At 60.9% G+C, this 23,071-nt stretch carries 20 protein-coding genes and 1 other annotated feature; of the genes, 16 read left to right on the forward strand and 4 right to left on the reverse strand.

From position 1 onward, the window contains the following. Positions 1-12: 12 nt before the first annotated feature. The 8 genes from C6W55_RS02860 to C6W55_RS02895 all read left to right on the forward strand — a co-directional run bounded on the left by C6W55_RS02860 (position 13) and on the right by C6W55_RS02895 (position 7,897). Positions 13-447, forward strand: a complete 435-nt coding sequence (locus C6W55_RS02860) for a CoA-binding protein (RefSeq protein ID WP_015255089.1) — start codon at positions 13-15, stop codon at positions 445-447. Positions 448-547: 100 nt separating this feature from the next. Beyond that, on the forward strand, positions 548-1,045 hold the full coding sequence (locus tag C6W55_RS02865) for a hypothetical protein (protein ID WP_015255088.1): 498 nt from the start codon (positions 548-550) through the stop codon (positions 1,043-1,045). A gap of 186 nt (positions 1,046-1,231) precedes the next feature. After that, on the forward strand, positions 1,232-3,076 hold the full coding sequence (locus C6W55_RS02870; RefSeq protein WP_052835983.1) for a PTS sugar transporter subunit IIABC: 1,845 nt from the start codon (positions 1,232-1,234) through the stop codon (positions 3,074-3,076). After that, positions 3,073-4,944 (forward strand): phosphoenolpyruvate--protein phosphotransferase, encoded by a 1,872-nt coding sequence (gene ptsP / locus C6W55_RS02875; protein ID WP_286891372.1) that lies wholly within the window; start codon positions 3,073-3,075, stop codon positions 4,942-4,944. The genes C6W55_RS02870 and ptsP overlap by 4 nt, the downstream gene beginning before the upstream one ends. Continuing rightward, the gene (locus C6W55_RS02880; RefSeq protein ID WP_015255085.1) at positions 4,944-5,414 is read left to right on the forward strand and encodes a VanZ family protein; all 471 of its coding nucleotides are present in this window, start codon (positions 4,944-4,946) and stop codon (positions 5,412-5,414) included. Before ptsP ends, C6W55_RS02880 begins: the two co-directional genes overlap by 1 nt. A 109-nt stretch (positions 5,415-5,523) precedes the next feature. Beyond that, on the forward strand, positions 5,524-5,937 hold the full coding sequence (locus tag C6W55_RS02885) for a hypothetical protein (protein WP_286891376.1): 414 nt from the start codon (positions 5,524-5,526) through the stop codon (positions 5,935-5,937). A gap of 134 nt (positions 5,938-6,071) precedes the next feature. Further along, positions 6,072-7,079: a catabolite control protein A gene (gene ccpA / locus C6W55_RS02890; RefSeq protein ID WP_015255083.1), complete on the forward strand. Its 1,008-nt coding sequence runs from the start codon at positions 6,072-6,074 to the stop codon at positions 7,077-7,079. Positions 7,080-7,186: 107 nt separating this feature from the next. After that, a complete protein-coding gene (locus C6W55_RS02895; RefSeq protein ID WP_286891378.1) occupies positions 7,187-7,897 on the forward strand; it encodes a 5'-methylthioadenosine/adenosylhomocysteine nucleosidase in 711 nt (236 codons plus the stop codon). 70 nt (positions 7,898-7,967) lie between these two features. Here C6W55_RS02895 and C6W55_RS02900 read toward each other — a convergent pair whose 3' ends face one another. Together C6W55_RS02900 and C6W55_RS02905 are read right to left on the reverse strand one after the other, a co-directional pair. Continuing rightward, entirely contained in the window at positions 7,968-9,146 is a 1,179-nt protein-coding gene (locus C6W55_RS02900; RefSeq protein WP_286891380.1) for an acetoin utilization protein AcuC, read from the reverse strand. A gap of 40 nt (positions 9,147-9,186) precedes the next feature. Continuing rightward, positions 9,187-9,819, reverse strand: coding sequence for a GNAT family N-acetyltransferase (locus C6W55_RS02905; protein ID WP_286891381.1), 633 nt, complete (start codon positions 9,817-9,819; stop codon positions 9,187-9,189). Between the two features lie 240 nt (positions 9,820-10,059). Between C6W55_RS02905 and acsA the strand changes: the two genes are divergently transcribed. After that, positions 10,060-11,781 (forward strand): acetate--CoA ligase, encoded by a 1,722-nt coding sequence (gene acsA, locus C6W55_RS02910; RefSeq protein ID WP_015255081.1) that lies wholly within the window; start codon positions 10,060-10,062, stop codon positions 11,779-11,781. Between the two features lie 78 nt (positions 11,782-11,859). Here acsA and C6W55_RS02915 read toward each other — a convergent pair whose 3' ends face one another. Continuing rightward, the gene (locus tag C6W55_RS02915; protein WP_286891383.1) at positions 11,860-14,952 is read right to left on the reverse strand and encodes a transglycosylase domain-containing protein; all 3,093 of its coding nucleotides are present in this window, start codon (positions 14,950-14,952) and stop codon (positions 11,860-11,862) included. Between the two features lie 144 nt (positions 14,953-15,096). Next, positions 15,097-15,343 (forward strand) — a binding site (T-box leader). A gap of 80 nt (positions 15,344-15,423) precedes the next feature. On the opposite strand from C6W55_RS02915, the gene tyrS reads away from it, so the two are divergent. Then, positions 15,424-16,680 carry a tyrosine--tRNA ligase gene (gene tyrS, locus C6W55_RS02920; protein WP_015255079.1) on the forward strand — a complete coding sequence of 419 codons (1,257 nt, stop codon included), beginning with the start codon at positions 15,424-15,426 and terminating at the stop codon, positions 16,678-16,680. A 76-nt stretch (positions 16,681-16,756) separates the two neighbouring features. Here the strand turns inward: tyrS and rpsD are convergent, their stop codons facing one another. After that, positions 16,757-17,356 carry a 30S ribosomal protein S4 gene (gene rpsD, locus C6W55_RS02925; RefSeq protein ID WP_286891385.1) on the reverse strand — a complete coding sequence of 200 codons (600 nt, stop codon included), beginning with the start codon at positions 17,354-17,356 and terminating at the stop codon, positions 16,757-16,759. Positions 17,357-17,817: 461 nt separating this feature from the next. Between rpsD and C6W55_RS02930 the strand changes: the two genes are divergently transcribed. The 6 genes from C6W55_RS02930 (at position 17,818) to C6W55_RS02955 (ending at position 22,996) form a co-directional block, all read left to right on the forward strand. Beyond that, positions 17,818-19,701, forward strand: a complete 1,884-nt coding sequence (locus C6W55_RS02930; RefSeq protein ID WP_286891387.1) for a sensor domain-containing diguanylate cyclase — start codon at positions 17,818-17,820, stop codon at positions 19,699-19,701. A gap of 121 nt (positions 19,702-19,822) precedes the next feature. Next, the gene (locus tag C6W55_RS02935; RefSeq protein ID WP_015255076.1) at positions 19,823-20,581 is read left to right on the forward strand and encodes a hypothetical protein; all 759 of its coding nucleotides are present in this window, start codon (positions 19,823-19,825) and stop codon (positions 20,579-20,581) included. A gap of 56 nt (positions 20,582-20,637) precedes the next feature. Next, positions 20,638-21,753 (forward strand): aminopeptidase, encoded by a 1,116-nt coding sequence (locus tag C6W55_RS02940; RefSeq protein ID WP_286891389.1) that lies wholly within the window; start codon positions 20,638-20,640, stop codon positions 21,751-21,753. Positions 21,754-21,844: 91 nt separating this feature from the next. Continuing rightward, positions 21,845-22,087 (forward strand): HPr family phosphocarrier protein, encoded by a 243-nt coding sequence (locus C6W55_RS02945; RefSeq protein ID WP_015255074.1) that lies wholly within the window; start codon positions 21,845-21,847, stop codon positions 22,085-22,087. 139 nt (positions 22,088-22,226) lie between these two features. Continuing rightward, the gene (locus C6W55_RS02950; protein ID WP_015255073.1) at positions 22,227-22,523 is read left to right on the forward strand and encodes an Fpa/YlaN family protein; all 297 of its coding nucleotides are present in this window, start codon (positions 22,227-22,229) and stop codon (positions 22,521-22,523) included. 92 nt (positions 22,524-22,615) lie between these two features. After that, positions 22,616-22,996 carry an Asp23/Gls24 family envelope stress response protein gene (locus C6W55_RS02955; RefSeq protein ID WP_015255072.1) on the forward strand — a complete coding sequence of 127 codons (381 nt, stop codon included), beginning with the start codon at positions 22,616-22,618 and terminating at the stop codon, positions 22,994-22,996. The last annotated feature ends 75 nt before the right edge of the window (positions 22,997-23,071 follow it).

Here is a 23,071-nt window from a genome sequence, read left to right on the forward strand (position 1 = left end):
GAGCGAGAGACCATGTCATACCGGCACCCTGACCGGGAGACGATCAAGCGCATTCTGGAAGAATCCGACACGATCGCCGTCGTCGGCCTGTCCGACAATCCCGAACGGACGAGCCACATGGTGGCCGCCGCGATGCAGGCGAAGGGATACCGGATCGTGCCGGTAAATCCGAACGCGGACACCATCCTGGGCGAGAAATGCTACAAGTCGCTCAAGGACATTCCGTTTCCCGTCGATCTTGTCAATGTGTTCCGGAGAAGCGAATATTGCGCCGACGTTGCCAGGGAAGCGGCCGAGATCGGCGCGAAGACGCTCTGGCTGCAGCTCGGCATCGTCAGCGAGGAAGCGGCCGGGATCGCGGAGGCGGCGGGCATGAACGTCATCATGGACCGCTGCATCAAGGTCGAGGATTCGATTCTGCTGCCGGAAGGGAAAACCAACCGCTGAGTTCGGATAAAAGCGGCGCGCGCCTCCAACAATAAAGTTGGCTTCTGACGTCTTACCGGCGTCATGGAGACTAACCTTCCGCTTAGGAGGCAACAGCCGAATGTATAACCAATCTTCGTTCCAAAGCGGCCAGTCTTTCGGTGCCGGTCAGCACCGCTATCAGCCGGCCGGGTTCGTGCAATCCCAGTATCAGGGGCAGCTGTCGCGCTCGGCGGCTTCCGGTCCGGTGACGGCGAAGCTCGGTTATCAGGCCGGCCAGCAGCAGTCGTTCGGGCAACAGTCCTTCGCCGGACAGGCCGGTGCGTTCCAGGTTTCCTCGTTCAGCGCGCAGCAGCAACAGCATCCGGTCTACCGCGCGACGAACGCCCGTCAGCAGGATGGTCCGGTCATCCAGCACACCGGCTATCAGGCGGGCGTGCAGCAGAACTTCCAGCAACAAAACTTTGCGGGTCAGGCCGGCATGTCTTCGTTCGGCGCGCAGCAGCAACAGTATCCCGTCTACCGTGCGACGAACGCCCGTCAGCAGGATGGTCCGGTCATCCAGCACACCGGCTACCAGGCCGGCGCATTCGGTCAACAGAACCGCTACAGCTTCTGATCGCCAATGGCAGGGCGGACTTCCAAGGTCCGCTCTTTTTTGTTTTTGACAAACCGCGGGCGAACGCGTACCATCGAAATAGGCCTCGCGGACGGCATACGCGGGGTTCCATGCAGCGACTTATGTAGCGCAGGAGGAGAAGGCGTGAAGCTTATCGGCAATCTGCAGCAATTCGGTCGGGCGCTCATGCTCCCGATGATGGCGCTGCCGGCAGCAGCCGTCTTCCTCAGTCTGAGCGGGCTGCCCTGGGATGACTGGGGCATGTCGCCGATGGCCGGTCATTTGACCAAGGCCGGCGAAATTCTGTTCCATGCACTGCCCTATCTGTTCGCGCTCGGCGTCGCGCTCGGCATGACCGGCAATGCCGTGGCGGCCGGCGTATCGGCGCTTGCGGGCATGTTCATCTATACGGCCGTCACCGGCTCGTACGCGGGACTGGACATTCAGCCGACGGTGCTGATCGGCGTCGTCATCGGCATCGCGGCCGGTTACAGTTATGAACAGTTCAAGGATTTCCGCCTGCCCGAGTACCTGCAGTTCTTCGGGGGGCCGCGGTTCGTGCCGCTGTTCGTCAGTTTCGTCTCGCTCGCCTTTTCGATCATCATGATCGAGATCGCGCCGCCGATCCAGGACGGGATGGCCGTTCTCGGCGAAGCGGCAAAAGCGGCCGGCGGGTTCGGCGTTTTTCTGTTCGGATTCACCTACCGGATTCTTGTCGCCTTCGGACTTCACCATCTCGTCAGCCACGCGTTCTGGTTCCAGGTCGGCGCCTATGAGACCGAAGCCGGCATGATCGTATACGGGGATCTTCCGCGCTACTTTTCCGGCGATCCTTCGGCCGGCGCGTACATGGCCGGACTGTATCCGATCATGATGTTCGGACTGCCGGCGATCGCACTGGCGATCATCCGCGAGGCGCGGGAAGACCTGAAGCCGAAGGTGAGAAAGACGTTCATATCCGCCGCCCTGTCCTCGTTTCTGACGGGCGTGACGGAGCCGGTCGAGTTCGCCTTCATGTTCGCGGCTCCTTATCTGTTCGTGCTGCATGCTTTTCTGTCCGGACTCATCATGTGGCTGACTTACGAACTCGGCATACTGCACGGTTTTTCGTTCTCCGCGGGCGCATTTGATTTTTTCATCAACCTGCATCTCTCCACGAAAGGCTGGATGCTGCTGCCGATCGGTCTGGCCGTCGGCATCGGCTATTATTGGCTGTTCCGCTGGGCCATCCAGCGGTTCGACATCCCGACGCCCGGACGGGAGGAAGGTTCGCCGCTTGACGAATGGGCGGGAGACATTCCTTACCGCGCGCCGCTGATTCTGCAGGCGATCGGAGGCAAGGACAACATCATCCAGATGGAAGCCTGCATCACGCGGCTCCGGCTGAAACTGCACGACGACAAGCAGCTTGACGTGCCGGCGCTCCGCAGTCTCGGCGCGGCGGGCGTCATCCGGCTGGGCGGCGGAAATGTGCAGATCGTGTTCGGCACCTTCTCCGAGCTGATCCGCGAGGAAATCCTGAAAGTGATGAAGCGCGACCTGAGGCGGGTGCAGTTCAAGTCGCCCGTCCAGGGACGGATGATTCCGCTCGACGAAGTGCCCGATCCGATCTTCGCGGGCCGGCTGGTCGGCAACGGCGTCGCCTTCGTGCCGGAACGCGGCGAGGCGGCGGCTCCTGTCGGGGGGGTCGTCATCCATGTCCATCCGGCGAAACATGCCGTCGGCATCCGCACGCCGGAAGGGCTGGAGGTGCTGCTGCATGTCGGAATCGACACGATGGAACTGAATGGCGCCGGTTTTCTGATGTTTGTGAAAGAAGGCGATACGGTCGTCCCCGGCCAGCTGCTGCTCCGGTTTGATCTGGGGCATATCCGGAGCGCCGGCAAGTCGCCGGTCACGCCGATGGTCATCACCAATCCGGAACGCGTCCGTTCATGGGTGTTCGCCCCGTATACGGCCGTCAAGAAGGGGCAGGCATCGGTCATGTCTGTCGTGTTGGAAGAGAGAGACGGTGGAGGAGAGAGACGATGATTCAAGGGGTAGGCGCATCATCGGGCATTGCGATGGGCAAGGCGTTCGTTCTGCCGAACTGGGAGTGGGACGTGCCGGACCAGAAGATCGACGTCACGGACCTCGCTCGGGAGTTCGAGCGCCTGTACGAAGGCATCCGTTCGTCGAAGCGGGAAATCGAGCAGATCAAGGGCGAGCTTGCCGATGTCGTCGGCAGCGAGGAACGGAGTATCTTCGACGCCCATCTGGCCATTCTGAACGATCCGGTCTTCATGAACGAGATCCAGGGCATCATCAAGCGCCAGTACAAGGCGGCCGAAGCGGCGGTCAAGGAAGCGATCGACCACTTCGTGACGATGTTCGATCTCCTCGACGACGAATACATGAAGGAGCGGGCGCTCGACATCAAGGACGTGGGCAACCGGCTGCTCAAGCATCTGCTCGGCATGCCGGAGATTTCGCTGCCGACGGACACGCAGCCGTTCATCCTTGTGGCGCGTGAAATTTCGCCTTCCCAGCTCGTCCATCTCAATCCGCAGCATGTGCTCGGCATCGTGACGATCACCGGCAGCATGACGTCGCATGCCTCCATCATGGCGCGCGCGCTCGGCCTTCCGCTTGTCACCGGGCTGGACGTTCCGCTGGAGACGCTGGCCGAGACCGGCGACATGATGATCATCGACGGTGACACCGGCATCGTCATCCCCCGGCCGACGGAGGAACAGATCCGGATCTACACCGAGCAGCAGCGCCGGCAGACCGAACATCGCAGCCGGCTGCGCCGGCTGGCCGGCGTCCGCTCCGTCACGCCGGACGGCAAGGAGATCGCGCTGGAAGCGAACATCAGCTCGCTGAAGGAACTGGAGGTGGCGCTGCAGTCCGGCGCCGCCGGCGTCGGGCTGTTCCGGACGGAGTTTCTGTACATGGACCGGCATCAGTTTCCCGGCGAAGACGAACAGTTCGAAGTGTACAAGGCGGTGGCGGAGAAGCTGGCCGGCCGGCCGCTCATCATACGGACGCTGGATATCGGCGGCGACAAAAACCTCGATTATTTCGAAATCGGGGAAGAGGACAACCCGTTCCTCGGCTACCGCGCGATTCGCATCTGTCTGGACCGTCCGGATCTGTTCAAGACGCAGCTGCGGGCGATCCTCAGGGCCAGCGCGTACGGCAAGGTCAAAATCATGTATCCGCTCATCTCGTCCGTCGAGGAAGTGCGCGCCGCCAACCGGCTGCTGGAGGAAGCGAAGCGGGAGCTTCAGGCGGAAGGCGTGACGTTCGACCCGAATGTGCCGTGCGGCATCATGATCGAACTTCCGTCCGCCGTCACGATCGCCGACCTGCTTGCGGAAGAGGTCGATTTCTTCAGCATCGGCACGAACGATCTGATCCAGTTCGTCCTGGCGGTCGACCGGATGAACGAGCGGATCTCGCGCCTGTATCAGCCGTTCCATCCCGCCGTGCTCCGCATGCTGCGGATGACGGTGGATGCGGCGAAGCGCCGGGGCATCCATGTCGGCGTCTGCGGGGAGATGGCGGGCGATCCGCGCGCGCTGCCGATCTGGCTCGGACTGGACGTGGACAGCATCAGCATGTCGTCCCATTCCATCCTGCCGATCAAAGAGCACCTGCTCCATACGCACCGCTCGGACAGCATTGATCTGCTCAACCGGCTGTGGGAGTGCCGGACGGAGGAAGAAGCGATTCGGCTCCTGGAGGCGTTCCGGTTGTCGGTCGAAGCGCGGATGGAGGCGGCGAACGGGGACGGGAAGCCGGCATCGGTCAAGCGGAGCGCGCCTGCCGGCAAATCTCCGGATGCGAACGTTCCCGCGGCGGAGCCGGGCATCCGGAATCCGGCCCGGCCGGCGGGCACGGCGGGGGCGCCCTGATGGCGGGATCTGCTCCTTCCGAAGGCAAAGCGGACATCCGGCGCCGGCGGCTGCGGCGCGCCGCGCGCTGGCTGGCGCCCGTTGGCTGGATGGCGGTCATCTATGCGCTGTCCTCCCGGCCCGCTGATGAGCTGGACGGCATGTTGCCGCTGTTTCAGAGGTTCATTCCCGGCATGACCGATTTCAACTGGGGGCATTATGCCGCCTATTTCATTCTGGCGCTGACGTTCGAATTCGCGATCGGCGCCGCGTCGCGGCGGCTGCTTGTCAAAGCGGCGGTCGTCCTTGTCTGCGTGCTCTACGGGGTGACGGACGAGTATCACCAGTCGTTCGTTGCCGGGAGGATGCCGGATTCGCTTGATCTGCTGAACGACGGCATCGGCGCCGCGGCGGCGGTATGTTTCACGGCGCTGCCGGGCGTGCGGCGCATCTGGTGCAAGCTGCCCGGCCAGACAAATTTTGATACATGAGGACAGCAGGAGTCTTGTCCGCGCGGGTCGAATAAGTAACTCCGACGCGAACTGCGGCCGTTCGGCAGCCGCGGCCGTTCGCTTCTTTGTTGACGAAGGAGTGACAGACTTGCGCAAATGGTGTTCCTGCGGCAGCGAGATGAAGATCCGGCTGTCCACCGTCATCTATTCGGGACGTGTCGAGATTGACAATGTGCCGATTTATTCATGTCCGGCCTGCAACCGCAACGAAGTGTTTCCGGAAGTCAAGCCGGATTTGACGGGGTTGATCGTAAAGCTGGGCGAGAAGCCGCCGAGGCAGTCGTTTTCCTTCAGCGAATGGAGCGAGTGGGCCGATCTGCTGCTGCAGGCCGGGATGGGCGGCAAAGAACCCGACGCCCGGGAAGTCGAACGGTTGGTCGAGGAGCGCGTCAATGCGCTGCTGGATCTGCACTTGCTGGCGCAGTCGCTGGGCGATGTCGGCTGGCAGGAGGAATTGCGCAGCCGATTGTCCCAGATTACGCGCAGAACACCGAATACATAAATGTTCGTCTGCCCAATCCCCGTGATCGGTTTGCGTTGCGCTCGTCCCGAATTTGTCGTAAAATGATAACCAATGAATGCTATTCACGGCGGACGGCGGCATGACGACTAAATCGAGATATGGAGAGAAGGAACGTGACGGTAACCATTTATGATGTAGCGCGTGAAGCCGGAGTCTCGATGGCGACGGTGTCCCGGGTTGTGAACAACAACCCGAACGTAAAGCCGCAGACGCGCAAGAAGGTGTTCGAAGCGATCGAACGGCTCGGCTATCGTCCCAACGCGGTCGCGCGGGGACTTGCGAGCAAGAAGACGACGACGGTCGGCGTTGTCATCCCGGACATTTCGAACGCGATCTTCGCGGAAGTGGCGCGGGGTATCGAAGATATCGCCAACATGTATCATTACAATATCATCCTGTGCAACGCGGACAAACGCAAGGACAAGGAAATCCGCGTGGTCAACACGCTGCTGGAGAAGCAGGTGGACGGGCTGCTGTTCATGGGCGGCACCGTGACGGAGGAGCATCTGCAGGCGTTCAAGTCCGCGAATGTCCCGATCGTGCTGTGCGCCACGACCGATGAGCATGGCTCGATGCCGTCCGTGGATATCGATCACGAATCGGCGGCATTTGACGCGGTGTCGGCGCTCACGGGCGCGGGTCATCGCCGCATCGCGATGATCAGCGGCACGCTGCAGGACCCGTCTAACGGGTATGCCCGGTTCCAGGGGTACCGGCGGGCATTGGAAGCGGCCGGCATTCCTTACGACGAATCGCTGGTACGCGTCGGCAATTACCGCTATGAATCCGGCGTCGAGGCGATGAAGTATTTCCTCGAACTGGATGAACGGCCGACGGCTGTCTTCGCCGCCACGGACGAGATGGCGATCGGAGCCATCCACTATATCCAGGATTTCGGCCTGCGAGTGCCGGAAGATGTATCCGTTATCAGCGTGGACAACACGCGCATGGCGTCGATGGTGCGGCCGCAGCTGTCGTCCGTCGCCCAGCCGATGTATGACATCGGGGCCGTGTCCATGCGCCTCCTGACCAAGCTGATGAAGAAGGAGCGGGTCGATCAGCTGCGCGTCATTCTGCCGCACGAACTGATCACGCGGCAATCCGTGGCCGCCGCGCATTAACCGATCGTGATTCGTACAGGTTGAACGGCTTCCGTCCTCGCCAGTCTTGGGGGGGACGGACAGCCGTTTTCTGTCTTGCACCACAGCGAAAGAGGGCGAAGCAGCACATGACATTCGGAACTGTCGGCATCATCGGAGCCATGAAAGAAGAAGTGGAGCTTCTGCATCGGAATGTGCGGGTGACCGGCACCCGTTCGAAAGCCGGCATTGATTATGCGACGGGCGAACTTCACGGCAAGCAAGTGATTTTCTGCCGCTCGGGCGTCGGCAAGGTGAACGCGGCCATATGCACGCAAGTGCTGATTGATCAGGGCGTGGACTGCGTATTGTTCACCGGCGTCGCCGGCGCGCTCGATCCGGATTTGAACGTCGGCGACATCGTCATCTCGACCGTCTGCCAGCAGCACGATATGGACGTGACGGCGCTCGGATTCCCGCGCGGCGTCATTCCGTTCCAGGAGCAATCGGAATTCGCTGCGGACGACAGGCTTGTCGGGCTGGCCGTCAGCGCGGGCGAATCCCTGTTTCCCGGCCGGTGCCGGACGGGGAAAGTGTTGTCCGGCGACCAGTTCATCGCGAGCCGCGAGACGGTGCGGGAATTGCGCGAGACGATGGGCGGCGCATGCGTCGAGATGGAAGGCGCGGCGGTCGCACAGGTGTGCGCGATGAACGGCGTGCCGTTCGTCATCATCCGCTCGATGTCGGACCGCGCCGACGGCGGCGCGCCAGACAGCTTCGAGGCGTTCACCGTCGAAGCGTCCAACCGTTCGTACCGGCTCGTCGAGGCGATGATCATGCGCATGGGGGACATGGCATAACGAATGTGAAGAGACCGTTCCAATAACGTTGGAACGGTCTTTTTGGCGCCAGCCGTTCTTGCTTGCAATGTCACAGAAATTGGACGGCGAGCTCCTTCGTGCGGCGGTTCGCTTCCGCAATGGCATCCCGCCGGGGAATCGGCGTCCAGCTCTCCGCATCGTCGAGCCATGTCCCGGGGAGCGCCACGGGGCTTTCGGCCTGCCAGGCGCGGATCCAGTCTTCCGGCAGCCGGCCGCCGTCGCCGCCTTTCCGGGTCGCGGCCGCCGCAGGATGATCGGTCATCTCCAGCCAGACGAGCGACCAGGCGCGCGGCACGACGCGCCAGATGTCGTAGCCGCCGCCGCCGACGGCGATCCACCGCCCGTCCGCGTACTGATGGGCCAGTTCATGGATGACGGCGGGCATTTCGGCGTAGATGGACATGCTGCAATGAATGTGCGACAGCGGGTCGTAGGCGTGCGCGTCGCAGCCGTGCTGACTGACGATGACGTCGGGCCTGAACGATTCCGCGGCGCGCCGGACGGTATCGCGGAAACATTCCAGCCACGACTCGTCCTCCGTGTACGGCTCGACCGGCATGTTGACCGACCGGCCGTATCCCTCTCCTTCACCGCGTTCGTGGACAAAACCCGTGCCGGGAAACAAATATTTACCTGTCTCGTGGATCGAGTACGTCATGATGTCGGGATCGGAGTAGAACATCCATTGCACGCCGTCGCCGTGATGCACGTCCGTGTCGATATACATGACTCTGGCGCCCCAATGCTTGCGGATGTGGGCGATCGCGGCAGCCGCGTCGTTGTAGATGCAGAAGCCGGAGCCTCTGCCAGGCAGCGCGTGATGCAGCCCGCCGGCCATATGGTAGGCGTGGCCGGCCTTGCCGGACATGACGAGCTCGGCGGCGAGCAGCGACCCGCCGACGATCAGTGCGGCCGCGTCATGCATGCCCGGAAAGCACGGCGTATCCTCGGTGTCCAGCCCGTATCGTCCCGCGTCATCCAGATCGGCCTGCGCGGGCTCGGGCACGCTGAGGGCGCGCACGATCCGCACATAATCGGCGCGGTGAATGCGAAGCAGCTGTTCATCTGTAGCCGGCTCGGGCACCGCAATCTGCGCGTCGTTCAGCGCGCCCATCCGCCGCAGAAGGTCGATGGCGAGCGTCAGCCGTTTCGGATTGAAGGGATGGCTTTCGTTGAATTTATATCGGATTTCGCCGGCATGGTGAACGAATACGGCGTTTTCCGGCATTCTGCGTTCTTCCTTTCCGCTGAACTTCTGACAAGCCGGATCAGTACATGATCCGCCGCTGGAAGCGGATGCGGTCGAACCGTTCGATCGATTCGAGCGGCACCTCCTTGCCGATGCGCACCATCAGGCAGTTTGCGGGATGCGCGCAAATCTCCGGATCGTCCGTGGCATGCCAGACCATGTCGACGGACTTCATCAGCCTCTCCATCATTTCGCGGTACTGCCACACGTTCAGACCGCTGCCTTCCAGATCCCAATGCCAGTAATATTCCGTCGTGAAGACGATGGCGTTTTCGAGCTGACCGTCTTCAAATGCGAGCCGGATCATCCGCTTGCCGAGCCCGCATGAGCGGTAGTCGTCCGCGACCTCGATCGCGCCGAGCTCGATCAGATCCTCGAGTCCGCCTGCAGACCACCGTTCCAGTTCGTCCGGGTAATGGAACGTCACGTAGCCGACGATCGTCTGCCCGTCGCGGGCAATTATGATTCGCCCTTCGGGCAGACCCGCGATTTCGATGAGCGCGGCATGCTGCTCGGCAGGACGGCGGAAAGCGTCCAGCTTCGGATGCATCGTAAAGCCGGCGAGCCTCTCCGGAGGAACCGGTCCCTCCACGATCAGCTCGCCCTTCGGGGTCGTCACGCGAACGCAGTGGTAGATTTTGCGGTGCTCCATGGTCTGCGGCCTCCTGTCCGCTTGAAACGCAGTCATTTCCGGCTTCAGAAGTTTCTTCGTCCATCGTAGCAGATTCCGCAGCCCGTGAGAAGTATAGGCGATGCGCGGACAGTTGTGCTATAATGGCGTTGTCTGCCTGCATAACGCGCTGATTCAGGAGCAGTTTCGGTAAACCGACGTGTAAGCGCATTCTTGCGGGTAACGGCGAAGTAATCGTCACATGGGAGGTTGATTTCCAGCATGGAAGACCGTCACCAGGAACGAATCGCGCCGGTCGCAGCAAACCCGAACATGAAGAACTATGAGGAGACGTATGCCTCCTTCTCGTTCGAGGAAGCGGAGAAAGCCTTCTCCTGGCATACGACCGGCCGGGTGAACATGGCGTATGAAGCGATCGACCGGCATGTCGAGTCCGGAAAAGGGGACAAAATCGCGCTCCTTTACAGCGACGCCGTCCGCGACGAATCGTATACGTTCGCAGAACTGGCGAAACGTTCGAACCGTTTCGCGAACGTGCTGCGGAAGCTGGGCGTGGCGAAAGGCGACCGTGTCTTCATCTTCATGCCCCGGACGCCGGAACTGTACATCAGCCTGCTCGGCAGCCTGAAGGTCGGCGCCGTCGTTGGTCCACTGTTCGAGGCGTTCATGGAGACGGCGGTCAAGGACCGGCTGCTTGATGCGGGAGCCGTTGCCATTGTGACGACCCCTGCGCTGCTGCATCGCGTGCCGAAGGACGAGTTGCCCGACCTGAAGCACATCATCGTGGTCGGCGGCGCGCCGGAAGGCGAAGGATTCGTCGATTTCGAAGCCGAGATGGCGCAGGCTTCGGACGAGGCCGACATCGAATGGCTCGGCCGCGAGGACGGCCTGATTCTCCACTACACGTCGGGATCGACCGGCAAGCCGAAGGGCGTTTACCATGTGCAGAACGCCATGATTCAGCACTATGTCACCGGCAAATTCGTACTCGACCTGAAGGAGGACGACACTTACTGGTGTACGGCGGATCCGGGCTGGGTGACAGGCACCAGCTACGGAATATTCGCGCCCTGGCTGCACGGGGTGACGAACGTCGTGCGCGGCGGCCGTTTCAGCCCGCAGGACTGGTACAGCACGATCGAGAAATACGGTGTAACGGTCTGGTACAGCGCACCGACGGCATTCCGCATGCTGATGGGCGCCGGCGATGAGATCGTCAAGCAGTTCAATCTGTCGAGCTTGCGCCATGTCATGAGCGTAGGCGAGCCGCTCAATCCGGAAGTTGTCCGCTGGGGACTCAAAGTCTACGGCCAGCGCATTCATGACACCTGGTGGATGACGGAGACGGGCGCACAGTTGATCTGCAATTATCCATGCATGGACATCAAACCGGGATCGATGGGCCGCCCGCTTCCGGGTATCAAGGCCGCCATCATCGACGATCAGGGCAATGAGCTGCCGTCTTACCGGATGGGCAACCTGGCAATCCGCACACCCTGGCCGTCCATGATGCGCAAGATCTGGAACAATCCCGCAAAGTACGAAGAATATTTCCGCATTCCGGGCTGGTATATTTCCGGCGATTCGGCTTACGTGGACGAGGAAGGCTACTTCTGGTTCCAGGGCCGGATTGACGACGTGATCAACACGTCGGGCGAACGCGTCGGACCGTTCGAAGTCGAGAGCAAGCTCGTCGAGCACCCGGCCGTTGCGGAAGCCGGCGTCATCGGCAAACCCGATCCGGTACGCGGCGAGATCATCAAGGCGTTCATTTCGCTGCGCGAAGGCTATACGCCGTCCGAAGAGCTGAAGCAGGATATCGCGAGGTTCGTGAAGGAAGGGCTGTCCGCCCATGCGGCGCCGCGGGAGATTGAGTTCAAGGACAAACTGCCGAAAACCCGCAGCGGCAAGATTATGCGCCGCGTGCTGAAAGCCTGGGAGTTGAACCTCCCGACCGGCGACTTGTCGACGATTGAGGATTGACAATCGGGAATTGCGGACAGAAGACGGGAGCGCCATCCGGTCATCGCACTGACCGGATGGCGCCCGTTGTCATGTCCGCTATTCGGGAAGGGCAACCGGAGCCGAAGCCGGTGATTCGCCGGCGGCATTCACGGCCGTCACCCGGATGTAGCCCGTGGCGATGGGCGAGACATATTCGAACCGGTTCGTGTTCACTTCCCCGATTCGTCGGTACAGGCTGCCATCTTCACTGAAGTAGATCCGGTAGGTCTCCACGCGTTCGGCTTCCGGATTGGCGTTCCATTTCACGGAAAAGCCGATCTCGGTCCGCTCGATCGCGAGGCCGCCAGGCACGGAAGGTTCCGCGCCCTGCGGCTCCTGGTCAGTCTCGCCGTCCGGCAAGGCCGCCTGAGGATCTTGGGAACCGTACGGAGACGGCTGCTGGACGGACGGCCCGCTGCCGTAGGTGACGATGGCGCTCGGCGCCGACTCCCTTCCCGCGACGTCGACCGTCGTGATGTAATAGCGGTAATGATTGGCCGCCGAGACATAGTTGATGAACCGCATGTTTTCGACATGATAGATCGACTCTCCCGTCTTCACGAACGGGCCGCCGTTCATCGAGCGGTACAGCCGGTAGCCGACAACATCCGCTTCGGGCGCGCCTTTGAACGTGATCCGAACGGCGGAGGCATCGGTGAGCTCCTCAACCGCAAGCTGGGTGGGCGGCGAAGGATCGCGTCCGTCGTCGACCCGCGGGTCCACCCTCGACGGCGCGTTGTTCGCCGCATCCTTCGGGATGAAGTACGACAGCGGCCTGCGGCTGGACGCCGGCATCTGCGCCATCGCGGCTTCAATCTCCTCGAACAGCACGTCGAGCGGCTTCTCCCGGACGATGAGAATTTCTTCCCGTACAAAGTCGGACGGCGTCGTCAGCTGGGCTATGTAAGGGATGCCCTTGTAGTTGATCACCTTCATCTTGACGAGCGCATCGTCCTCTTCTTTCGGGAGATAGTCTTTATTGAACCAGTCGGTGACCAGTTTGCCGTACTGTCTGGTCAGTTGAGTCGGCCGCTTGCCGCTGACGCCAGACACCGTCGCCTTCACGATGCCCTCCGGCTGCTTGAACTCCTTCGTAGGGAACAGGTCGGGCCGCGCCTTCGTCACCTCGTTCATGATCTTCGCCCAGATGTGCTGGGCCCGGTAGCGCGCGTCGCCGGTGAGCGTATGGACCGGCTTCTTGTGTCCCGCCCATACCCCGAGCGTAATATCCGGCGTGAACCCCATGAACCAGACGTCTCCGTAGCTTTGCGTCGATCCTGTTTTCCCGGCAATCGGAATTTCCTTGTTCTCGTATTCCCGCCGCACGACGGAACCGGTGCCGTTGGTAATGACCGTGCGCAGCATGTCCGTGACGAGGAACGCCGTCCGGTCGGAGAACACTTGCTGAGGACGCGGTTTGTGCTCGTAGATGATCTTGCCGGAGCTGTCCGTAATCTTGCGGATCATGTACGCGTCGTTGAACACGCCGCCGTTCGGAATGGCGCCGTAGGCGTTCGTAAGCTCCTCGACCGTAACGCCGACGCTGAGCCCGCCGATGACACCCGTCTGGGCGTAGTCGTCTTCCGGCTGCAGCGTGGTGATGCCCAATTTGCGCACGAATTCCCAGGCTTTCGGGATCGTCACCTTATCCAGGAACAGTTTCAGCGCGGGCAGGTTGAGCGAGCGGTTGAGGGCTTCTCTCGCCGTTACGAGCCCGTTGTAGCCGCCGTGAGACGAGTTGCCGGCCGAGTTCTTCGGGAAGTGGAAGCCTTTCTGGCCGTCCTTGAGCACGATCGGCGCATCGTCCAGAATGGACGCCGGCTGCACAAGTCCCGCGTCAATGGCGGGCAGATAGGCGGCGATCGTCTTCATCGTCGAACCCGGCTGACGCGTCATCTGCGTCGCATAGTTCATCTGTTCCACATAGAAGTCGCGTCCTTCGATCATGCCGAGGATGGCGCCCGTCTTGTGGTCGATCATCATCGCCGCAACCTGCTCGATGCCTTTCTCTTTATGGTCGGGGGAGAAGTTGTCCGGATTCGACGCGATTGCACGCATCAAATCGTAGACTTCCTTGTCGATCGTCGTATAGATGTGATAGCCGCCGCGCAGCAATTCCTCGCGTTTTTCCTCGATCTTGTAGGCGAATTCCGGCTTGGCGAGATCGGCTTTCGTCAGGTCCGGATTCTCCGACAGGAGCAGAATCTCGACTGCCTGGCGCTCCGCTTCGAGCATCAGGTACGGATAGGTATTGTAGGCTTTCTTCTCCGGCTTCGCGAGCGACGCGCGGATGTCGAACGCCAGCGCTTCATCGTATTGTTCCCGCGTGATGCGTCCGGTCTCGAGCATCCGCCGGAGCACGAGCTTCTGCCGATTGATCGCATAGCCGATGCCTTCTTCGTTGTACTCGCCCTTGCTCGTGAAGGCCGTATAGGCGGCCGGACGCTGAGGCAGGCCGGCCAGATAGGCCGCCTGGGCGATATTGAGCTGGTTCAGGTCCTCAATGCCGAAAATCCCTTTGGCCGCCGCTTTGATGCCGTACAGGTTGTAACCGGACGAGCCGTTGCCGAAGTGCACCTTGTTGAGGTACGCGGTCAGAATCTCTTCCTTCGAAAGGAATCTTTCCAGCCGGAGCGCGAGGAAAATTTCCCGCACTTTGCGGCTGTCCGTGACTTCGAGCGACAGGAACACCTGCCGGGCGAGCTGCTGCGTCAGCGTGCTGCCGCCCGTCCGGGTGTCCTCGTTCAGCAATTTCTGCTTGACGGCTCGTCCGAGCGCCCAGATGTCGATGCCCATATGTTTGAAGAAATCGTCGTCTTCAATCGCGAGCACCGCATCGATGACCACCTGAGGAATCTTGTCATACGTGACAAGCTGGCGGTCTTCCTCGGTGCGAAGCTGGCCGACCGGCGTGTCGTCGTTGAAGTAAACGTATCCCGTCACGTCGTAGTCGCCGATCTTGCTTTCGATATACGAACGCGACCGCACCGGCTCGTCTTTCACCAGGGAAGCGACATAGCCGGCGACGGCGCCGCCGGCGAACAGGGCGAAGATGAAGCAGAAGATGAAGAGCCATTTGAAGGTCTGCCATGCGGCATAACCGAAGACCAGCCATCCGTTTCTTCCGGGAGGCTTATTGCTCTTTTCCATATGGTTGTATCTCCCCCTCCGAATCACGACTACCATTATAGCACATTTTTGCCGCGCAAGGTTTGGAATCGCGTCCGGGCGGCGGGCCGCGCGCGGTTGACGAGCCGCTTCCGCGTGTGGTATAACGCTGGTATCGGATTTTTGAAACAGGCAATGACGGGAACGAGTAGCCAGCGGATGGCCGCATCCAGAGAGCCGGTGGGAGCTGCGAACCGGTTGCGGGCCGCGGGCGAATTACATCCCCGAGCCGGTTCGGCGAACATGCTGCGGAACAAGTAGCCGGACCCGGATGCGCCCGTTATCGCGCAGCGAGTGAAAGCGTGAACTCCGGCCGGGTTGCGCGCTTTAACGAGGGTGGTACCGCGGGCAGCAAGTCCTTCTCGTCCCTTGGACGAAGGGGCTTTTTTGCTGTTTTGCGGCATATGCCGCGCGTTGCGGGTCAGAACGTTACAGGTGAACGGAGGAACAGTCATGTCAGATCGAGTGGAGCTTTCGCCCGAGCAGCGGGCGGAAGTGGAACGTCAGCTGGCGGTGATCCGCCGCGGCGTCGTCGAGATTGTGCCGGAAGAAGAATTGGAAGCGAAGGTGGCCGAATCCGTCCGGACGGGAAGGCCGCTCAAAGTGAAACTGGGGCTTGATCCGTCCGCCCCGGACATCCACATCGGCCATACGGTCGTGCTGCACAAACTGCGCCAGTTCCAGCAGCTCGGCCACGAGGTGCAGCTCATCATCGGCGATTTTACCGGAAGGATCGGCGACCCGACCGGCAAATCCGAGACGCGCAAGCAGCTTTCGGAAGAAGACGTGAAGCGAAACGCCGAGACATACCAGAAACAGATCTTCAAGATTCTTGATCCGGCCCGGACGACGATCCATTACAACTCCGCATGGCTTGCGCCGATGTCGTTCGCCGATGTCGTGGGACTGGCCGCCAAGATGACGGTCGCCCGGATGCTGGAGCGTGACGATTTCACGAAGCGGTACCAGTCCGGACAGCCGATCAGCATCCACGAGTTCTTCTATCCGCTCATGCAGGGGTACGATTCCGTGGCGCTGGAAAGCGACATCGAGCTCGGCGGAACGGACCAGAAGTTTAATCTGCTCATGGGCCGGATGCTGCAGAAAGAATACGGCAAGGCGCAGCAGGCGGCGATCATGCTGCCGCTTCTTGAAGGGCTCGACGGCGTGAACAAGATGAGCAAAAGCCTCGGCAACTACATCGGCATCGACGAAGAACCGAACGAGATTTACGGCAAGGCGATGTCCGTGCCGGACGAGCTGATGGTGAAATATTACGAACTCGCGACGGACATTTCGCTGGAGGAGCTTGAGGAGCTGCGGAGGGGGCTCAAGGACGGCTCCGTTCATCCCCGCGATGCGAAAATGCGGCTCGCCCGCACCTTTGTCCGGATGTATCACGGCGAGGAGGCGGCAGAGGCGGCGGAACGCCATTTCGTGACCGTCTTCCAGCAGCGCGCCTTGCCCGATGACATCGAATCGGTCGATCTTCGTCTCAGCGACCTGGAGGACGGGGCGATCCGCATCGTGAAGCTGCTTACGGCGCTGGGGCTGCAGCAGTCCGGCAGCGAAGCGCGGCGCAGCGTGCAGCAGGGCGCCGTGCGGGTGAACGAGCGACGAATCGAGGATCCGAACGAGATGATCCAGCCGCAGGACGGCGACATCGTGCAGGTCGGCAAGCGGAAGTTCGTGAAGATTCGCCTGGTCTGACCGGAACGGATGCAAAACACAAGGGCCGCCTTCCCCTCGCGAAGAGGGAAGGGGCCCTTTGTCGTTGCGCCGAAGATCAGCGGCTGTAGAACTCGACGATTTGACGTTCGTCGATGTCCTGGGTCAGCTCGGAACGTTCCGGCAGCCGGATATAGCGGCCTTCCATCGCCTGTTCGTTGAACTCGAGATAGTTCGGCAGATGGCGGCGGGCTTCAAGCGCTTCTTTGATCACTTTCAGGCTGCGGCTGCGCTCGCGCAGACCGATGACGTCGCCCGGCGATACCTGGTAGGACGGGATGTCGACCTTCTTGCCGTTGACCGTCACGTGCCCGTGGGCGACCAGTTGGCGCGCTCCGGCGCGGCTGTTCGCGAAACCGAGCCGATAGACGAGGTTGTCAAGCCGGCTTTCCAGCAGGAACATGAAGTTCTCGCCCGCGATGCCTTTCATCTTGACGGCCTTGTCGAACAGGTTGCGGAATTGCTTCTCGCTGAGGCCGTACATGTGGCGGAGCTTCTGCTTCTCCATCAGCTGTGCGCCGTAGCCGCTCACTTTGCGGCGCTGGCCGGGGCCGTGTTGACCCGGCGGGAAAGGACGTTTCAGTTCTTTGCCGGTGCCGCTCAGCGAAATGCCGAGCCGGCGGCTCAATTTGAATTTGGGTCCAGTGTAACGTGCCATGTGTGGAATGTGCTCCTTCTTCAAATGGTTGTTTGAAAAAGGGTTAACGATTCGCCGACGCCGCCTTGCAACCGCGGATCCGGTCCCGGCGGGCAAAAATCAGCCGCGGCCCGCCGGCGGCAGACATCGGGAGGGTGACACTAAACCGTAGCCCTATTCAACACATAGATATTATAGATAAACGCGGCCCGATGTCAAGGCGCGTCTGCATTTTCTGCACTTCGGCGCGTCCGGCCGCAAGGGGCGGCCGGACGATTTGAAACATGACGCCCGAAAAAGATCGGAGCGGGTTTCCAACGTGCCGGTAGGAGAAAAGTCCCCGCCTTTCTCGCCGAATCCGGCTTGCGAAAACGGAAACTAGTGCAAAAAGATCAAAAATACGGTATGATAGAGTTGTTCTTTGATTGTTGTCGGGTTCATGTTCCATCTTGCATTGCCGTGTGCGGCAGGAAGGGTTGCCTATGCGCGTTCACGAAGTCGACGGTTCGCCTTCCCCGGCCGGTCGCCCGGACGAAGAGCGGAATAGGCCGATCCGTCCGCTGCTTACGGACAGTTTCGAGGTGTGGCTGAAGGAAATCGGGGAGAGCCGGGCATGGTCCGGATGCGCGTTCAGGCTTTTCGGCATTGACGGGAGCGAACTGGCGCGAGCCGGCGATCTGACCGAAGAAGTCGAGACGGTGCTCAGGGAATGCGTCTCCCGCGCCATGCGTTCCGGGGGCTCCGCGGAAGCGGATTCGATGCCGGACGGCCGTTACGTGGCGGCCTATTCCGTCGAGGAGCCTGAGAGATACGGCATCTGCGCGGTTCTCGGTTTCGTCATGCCGACGGCTGCGGGAGCGAACGCCTGCCGTTTGCTGGCGGAGGCCGGCTCTTTGCATTTCCGCAGCCGGGTGGCCGCCGCGGCGGAGCGCCGTTTGCTGCATCGCATCATGAAGTTCCAGCGGGAAGCCGACAGGGTGTGGAAGCGGAAAGACCTGCTCCATGACGCGGTGCGCCGGCTGCACGACCAGATCGACGTCCCCTCGCTTCTCAGAGAGACCATTTCCATCATCGAAACGTTGTTCACGGGCGCGGAATTGGAACTGCATCTGTCCCAGGATTACGCGGCAGTCGACCGGCGCGTCAAACCGCTCGTCTTCAAGCAGGGCGTCGATGAAATCTGTGCGCGCTCGTTCCTCGAAAGCCGGCCGATTACGGCGTACGGAGAGGACGGATCCGTGGAAGTCGCCGTGCCGTTCTCCGGCAAGCAGGCGGTATACGGCGTTCTGGACCTGAAGCTCAAGGCCGGCGAATGGAACGAAGCGGAGCTGCCTGCGTTCGTCATGCTTGCCGAGGAAGCCGGATCCGCGTTCGAACACGCGAAACTGTATGAACAATCGAACTTGCTCATCGCGGAATTGCAGCTCATCAACGACATGACGAAACGGCTCAACCAGTCGCTCCGTCCGAAAGAGATCTTCGAGTTTATCACGCGCGAGTTTCTGAATGTTTTCAAGGCGGAATTTTGCTGCGTGCTGCAATACGACCGCGAAGAACACCGCTTTATCGTGATGTCGTCGAACATTCCGGCGATGGTCGACGAGAGCTTCCCCGCGGATTACGGATTCTGCGGCATTGTCATGCAGACGAAGGAGCCGCTCATCATTTCCGATTATCGCGACTCGGGCAATGTCGAGTCGAAATTGATGGAAGTGACCGGAGCAAGATCTCTCATCGCTTCGCCGATTTTCGTCGGCGGCGAGGTCGGCGGCGTCATTCTCGTCGCCCACCGGAGCGCGAACTTCTTCTCCTACGACAATTACAAACTGCTGCAAGTGATCGCTTCGCACGTCGGGCTGGCCATCGCAAACGCCACGCTTCATGCCGCCGTCCGGCGGATGGCCATCACGGACAATCTGACGGGGCTGTACGCGCGCCATTACCTCAATGAGCAGATTCAGAAACGACAGCGTCAAGATCCGGGCGGCTCGCTCATCCTGGTCGATATCGATTTCTTCAAACGGGTGAACGATACATACGGGCACCAGATCGGTGACCAGATTCTGGTCCAGGTGAGCAATGTCATCAAGTCCTGCATTCGTGAAACCGATATCGCGGCGCGGTGGGGCGGCGAAGAACTGGCCGTGTATTTGCCGATGGCGCGCGTCGAGCAGGCGCTGCGCGTCGCCGACCGCATCCGGCAGCGCGTCGAGGCGGAGACCGAGCCGGATGTTACGGTGTCGTGCGGCGTATCGGAATGGACGCAGGATGACGAGAAGATCAGTCCCGAGACGTTGTTTTACCGCGCCGACATGGCGCTGTATGCCGCCAAGAACCGCGGCCGGAACACGGTGATTGCCGGGTAGCGCTCCGCCCGGCAGGCCGGCCGGCTTTTTTTGTTCCGGGACATGAAATGAAAGCCGTATAAGCCCGCAGCATCCGGGGACAGCCTATAGCGGAGAACCTGGATGAGCGGGAGAGATGCCCATGGGCTGCCGGTTGACGATTCGCCGCCTCGGACTGGGGGCGGCAATCCTTCTTGCCGCCGTGCAAATCGGGTGCGCCGGTCCGGAGACCGGCCGTCGCCCGGACGAAGTGCTGTCCATCGCTTCCGCCGGACTGGAAGGCGTGGACCGCTACACGTTCCGCACCCGGACCTCCGTCCGGTTCGACGGCATCGAACTGGAGGAGGAATCGTACGAAGGCGAGATTACCGGCCATGCGGTGCGTATGATTCGCAGCCTGTCCGACGGCTCCGCAAAGGCGGCAGACCCTGCGGCGACTCCGGCTTCCCGGCTTGCGGAGCTTGCAAAACGGGAGGCGGAGGTCGAATTTGCCGAGAAGGCGCCGGCCGGCTGTGTGGCGCTGCGCATCAAGCTGTCGGGGGAAGCGGCGGCGGAGGATGTGCGGGAGCGGCTGATGCGGCAGTTCGAACTTGCCGCGAAGAAGGCGGAATCCGGCCTTGCTGACGGGAGCCTCCAGACCGCGGATGCCGCGGCTGCGGATGCCTACCGCCGGGCCGTGGCGGATGAGACGGCGCGCTTCAAGGAATCGCTGACCCGGATGTTGAAAGATCTTCAGGCGGAGACCGGCGTGCTGGTCACGATCAACCGCAAGACGATGCTGCCGCTTCAGCTCGAGGAGACGACCGTGCTCCGGTACGAGGCGGGCGGCAGAGTGCGCACGGAGGAGCGGGTGACCCGCATGATGCTGGGCGGCTTCGACGGCAAACCGCCTGCATCATGAGCGGCTTGTCCGCCGCGTATGCCGGCTCCCAGCCATAGAAGAGGAGGATGAAAGAGATGAGGGATCCGCGGCTTACGGAACTGGCGGACCGGCTGGCCGGCTATTCGATTGATGTCCGGCCGGGCGAAAATGTGCTGATTGAAGTAATCGGCGGAGACAAGGAACTGGCCAAGGCGCTGGTTGAAGCGGTCGCGAAACGGGGCGGCCGGCCGTATGTCGAGCTTGCCGACCTCTCTGTGCGGCGCACCCTGCTCCGCCACGCGACGCGCGAACAGATCGAGGAGTGGGCGGCGTTCGACCTTGAACGGATGCGCCGGATGCACGGCTATATCGGCGTGCGCGCCGGCGACAACATCAGCGAGCTGGCCGATGTTCCGGAAGCGAACATGCGGCTGTACGAGCAGCTGTATGTGAGACCGGTGCATCTCGAGCGCCGGGTCAAAGCGACGAAATGGGTCGTGCTGCGCTGGCCGAATGCATCGATGGCGCAGCTTGCGGGCATGAGCACGGAAGCGTTCGAAGATTTCTACTTCCGGGTGTGCAACCTCGATTATGCGATGATGGACCGGGCGATGGAACCGCTGAAAGCGCTGATGGAACGCACCGACCGGGTGCGGATCACCGGTCCCGGAACCGACCTGACCTTCTCGATCAAGGGCATCGGCGCGAAGAAATGTTCGGGAAAGCGGAACATTCCCGACGGCGAGGTGTTCACGGCGCCGGTCCGCGATTCGGTGAACGGCACGATCACCTACAATACGCCGAGCAACCGCGGCGGTTTCACCTTCGAGCGAATCCGGTTCACGTTCGTGAACGGGCGCATCGTGGAAGCCGACGCGAACGATCCGGAGCGTCTCAATCAAATATTGGACACCGACGAAGGCGCGCGGTACATCGGCGAGTTCAGCCTCGGATTCAATCCGCACATTCTGCATCCGATGAACGATACGCTGTTTGACGAGAAAATCGCCGGCAGTCTTCATTTTACACCGGGTCAGGCTTATGAAGAGACCGACAACGGCAACCGTTCTTCCGTCCACTGGGATCTGGTGCTCATCCAGCGGCCGGAGTACGGGGGAGGCGAAGTCTGGTTCGACGGCCGGCTGATCCGGAAGGACGGACGGTTTGTCGTCCCGGAACTGGAAGGGCTTAATCCGGAAAATTTGTCGTAAATTACACCAATAAGCAGCTTCCTCTTGTAGGCGGCGTAAAATCACGCTATCATGGAGAAAAGTTCATCCTATTCCTATGGAGGGAATCGACATGTCCAACAATGCAGCGATCGTGGATATTTCCCAGACGGCCAACCGTTTCCGTTCGTCCATCGTGCTGCAAGCCGAGAACAAGTATATCGATGTCAAGAGCATTCTCGGTCTGTTCACGACGCTTGTGAGCGGCCATTCGTATGAACTTCACGTACACGGTCCGGATGCCGAAGAAGCGAAGGCGGCAATGGCCGAAGTATTTGCGAAACACAATCTGAACGTCACGATTGTTTCGGACTGATCTTCCCAGCGTTCGCGTCTCCTCTTTCCCGTTCGCGGTCCGCGGCTGTTCCCGCAGGCAGACGAGCTTGAGGTTTGCCCCGAATTCGTCTAATATACAAGTATAAGACGGCGTGGGCGGCCGCAGGGGGGAGAGTACCGTGTCTTCATCGGATGTCATGGTTCACCTGAATCAGAAGGCGCTTCTTCTGCTTCAGGAAGATGCAGATAAAATCGAGAAATTGATCAAAGTTCAGATGGACAATCTGACGACGCGCAAATGTCCGCTCTATGAAGAAGTGCTGGACACCCAGATGTACGGGTTTTCGCGCGAAGTCGATTTCGCGATCCGCGCCGGGTTGATCAGCGAATCGACCGGCAAACAGATGATCCAAACGCTTGAACGCAATCTGGCGCTGTTGTACGAAGCGCTCGGCGAAGGAAGGCTGTCTCCGTGAGAGGCGGCCTTTCGTCTTTTTCATGCGCTCTTGCTTCGGGCCGGGCAATTCCTTTACAATGGGTACATATAGTACCAGGGGAGATGACGAAGATGACCGAAGACGTTCTTGGCGGCAACATTCGCATATCCGACGACGTCGTCGCTACGATAGCCGGGATGGCGGCGCTGGAGACGCCGGGCATAGCCGGCATGTCGGGCGGCATATCGGAAGGACTGGCAAAACGACTCAGCGGCAAAAATGTACAAAAGGGCGTTTCGGTCGAGGTCGGGCAGCTGGAAGCGGCCATTGATCTTCGCGTCATTGTGCAATTCGGCATTCCGATCCAGTCGGTGTGCCGGCAGCTCCAGGACAATGTCCGCCAGGCAGTGGAGAACATGACCGGTCTTCACGTGGTGGAAGTGAACGTGAAAGTGGAAGGCGTCGCGTTCAAGGACGAGGAGAAGGAAGAAGCGCCGCAGCGTGTCAACTGACCGGAATCGGCTGAGAACATAAGCGGGACGGATCCGTACAGGATGCCGTCCCGCTCGTTTTGATCGGAAATGTCC

The sequence above is a fragment of the Thermobacillus sp. genome (assembly GCF_003390775.1).
Classification (GTDB): Bacteria; Bacillota; Bacilli; order Paenibacillales; family Paenibacillaceae; genus Thermobacillus; species Thermobacillus xylanilyticus.

What these genes read in the sequence shown, in the direction of transcription:
- C6W55_RS02895 (WP_286891378.1), top strand. Translation starts at nt 7,187, where the DNA reads ATGACATTCGGAACTGTCGGCATCATCGGAGCCATGAAAGAAGAAGTG.
- C6W55_RS02870 (WP_052835983.1), top strand. Translation starts at nt 1,232, where the DNA reads ATGCTCCCGATGATGGCGCTGCCGGCAGCAGCCGTCTTCCTCAGTCTG.
- C6W55_RS02900 (WP_286891380.1), bottom strand. Translation starts at nt 9,146, where the DNA reads ATGCCGGAAAACGCCGTATTCGTTCACCATGCCGGCGAAATCCGATAT.
- C6W55_RS02865 (WP_015255088.1), top strand. Translation starts at nt 548, where the DNA reads ATGTATAACCAATCTTCGTTCCAAAGCGGCCAGTCTTTCGGTGCCGGT.
- C6W55_RS02880 (WP_015255085.1), top strand. Translation starts at nt 4,944, where the DNA reads ATGGCGGGATCTGCTCCTTCCGAAGGCAAAGCGGACATCCGGCGCCGG.
- tyrS (WP_015255079.1), top strand. Translation starts at nt 15,424, where the DNA reads ATGTCAGATCGAGTGGAGCTTTCGCCCGAGCAGCGGGCGGAAGTGGAA.
- C6W55_RS02915 (WP_286891383.1), bottom strand. Translation starts at nt 14,952, where the DNA reads ATGGAAAAGAGCAATAAGCCTCCCGGAAGAAACGGATGGCTGGTCTTC.
- ptsP (WP_286891372.1), top strand. Translation starts at nt 3,073, where the DNA reads ATGATTCAAGGGGTAGGCGCATCATCGGGCATTGCGATGGGCAAGGCG.
- C6W55_RS02945 (WP_015255074.1), top strand. Translation starts at nt 21,845, where the DNA reads ATGTCCAACAATGCAGCGATCGTGGATATTTCCCAGACGGCCAACCGT.
- C6W55_RS02940 (WP_286891389.1), top strand. Translation starts at nt 20,638, where the DNA reads ATGAGGGATCCGCGGCTTACGGAACTGGCGGACCGGCTGGCCGGCTAT.
- C6W55_RS02905 (WP_286891381.1), bottom strand. Translation starts at nt 9,819, where the DNA reads ATGGAGCACCGCAAAATCTACCACTGCGTTCGCGTGACGACCCCGAAG.
- C6W55_RS02955 (WP_015255072.1), top strand. Translation starts at nt 22,616, where the DNA reads ATGACCGAAGACGTTCTTGGCGGCAACATTCGCATATCCGACGACGTC.
- C6W55_RS02860 (WP_015255089.1), top strand. Translation starts at nt 13, where the DNA reads ATGTCATACCGGCACCCTGACCGGGAGACGATCAAGCGCATTCTGGAA.
- C6W55_RS02935 (WP_015255076.1), top strand. Translation starts at nt 19,823, where the DNA reads ATGGGCTGCCGGTTGACGATTCGCCGCCTCGGACTGGGGGCGGCAATC.
- rpsD (WP_286891385.1), bottom strand. Translation starts at nt 17,356, where the DNA reads ATGGCACGTTACACTGGACCCAAATTCAAATTGAGCCGCCGGCTCGGC.
- C6W55_RS02930 (WP_286891387.1), top strand. Translation starts at nt 17,818, where the DNA reads ATGCGCGTTCACGAAGTCGACGGTTCGCCTTCCCCGGCCGGTCGCCCG.
- acsA (WP_015255081.1), top strand. Translation starts at nt 10,060, where the DNA reads ATGGAAGACCGTCACCAGGAACGAATCGCGCCGGTCGCAGCAAACCCG.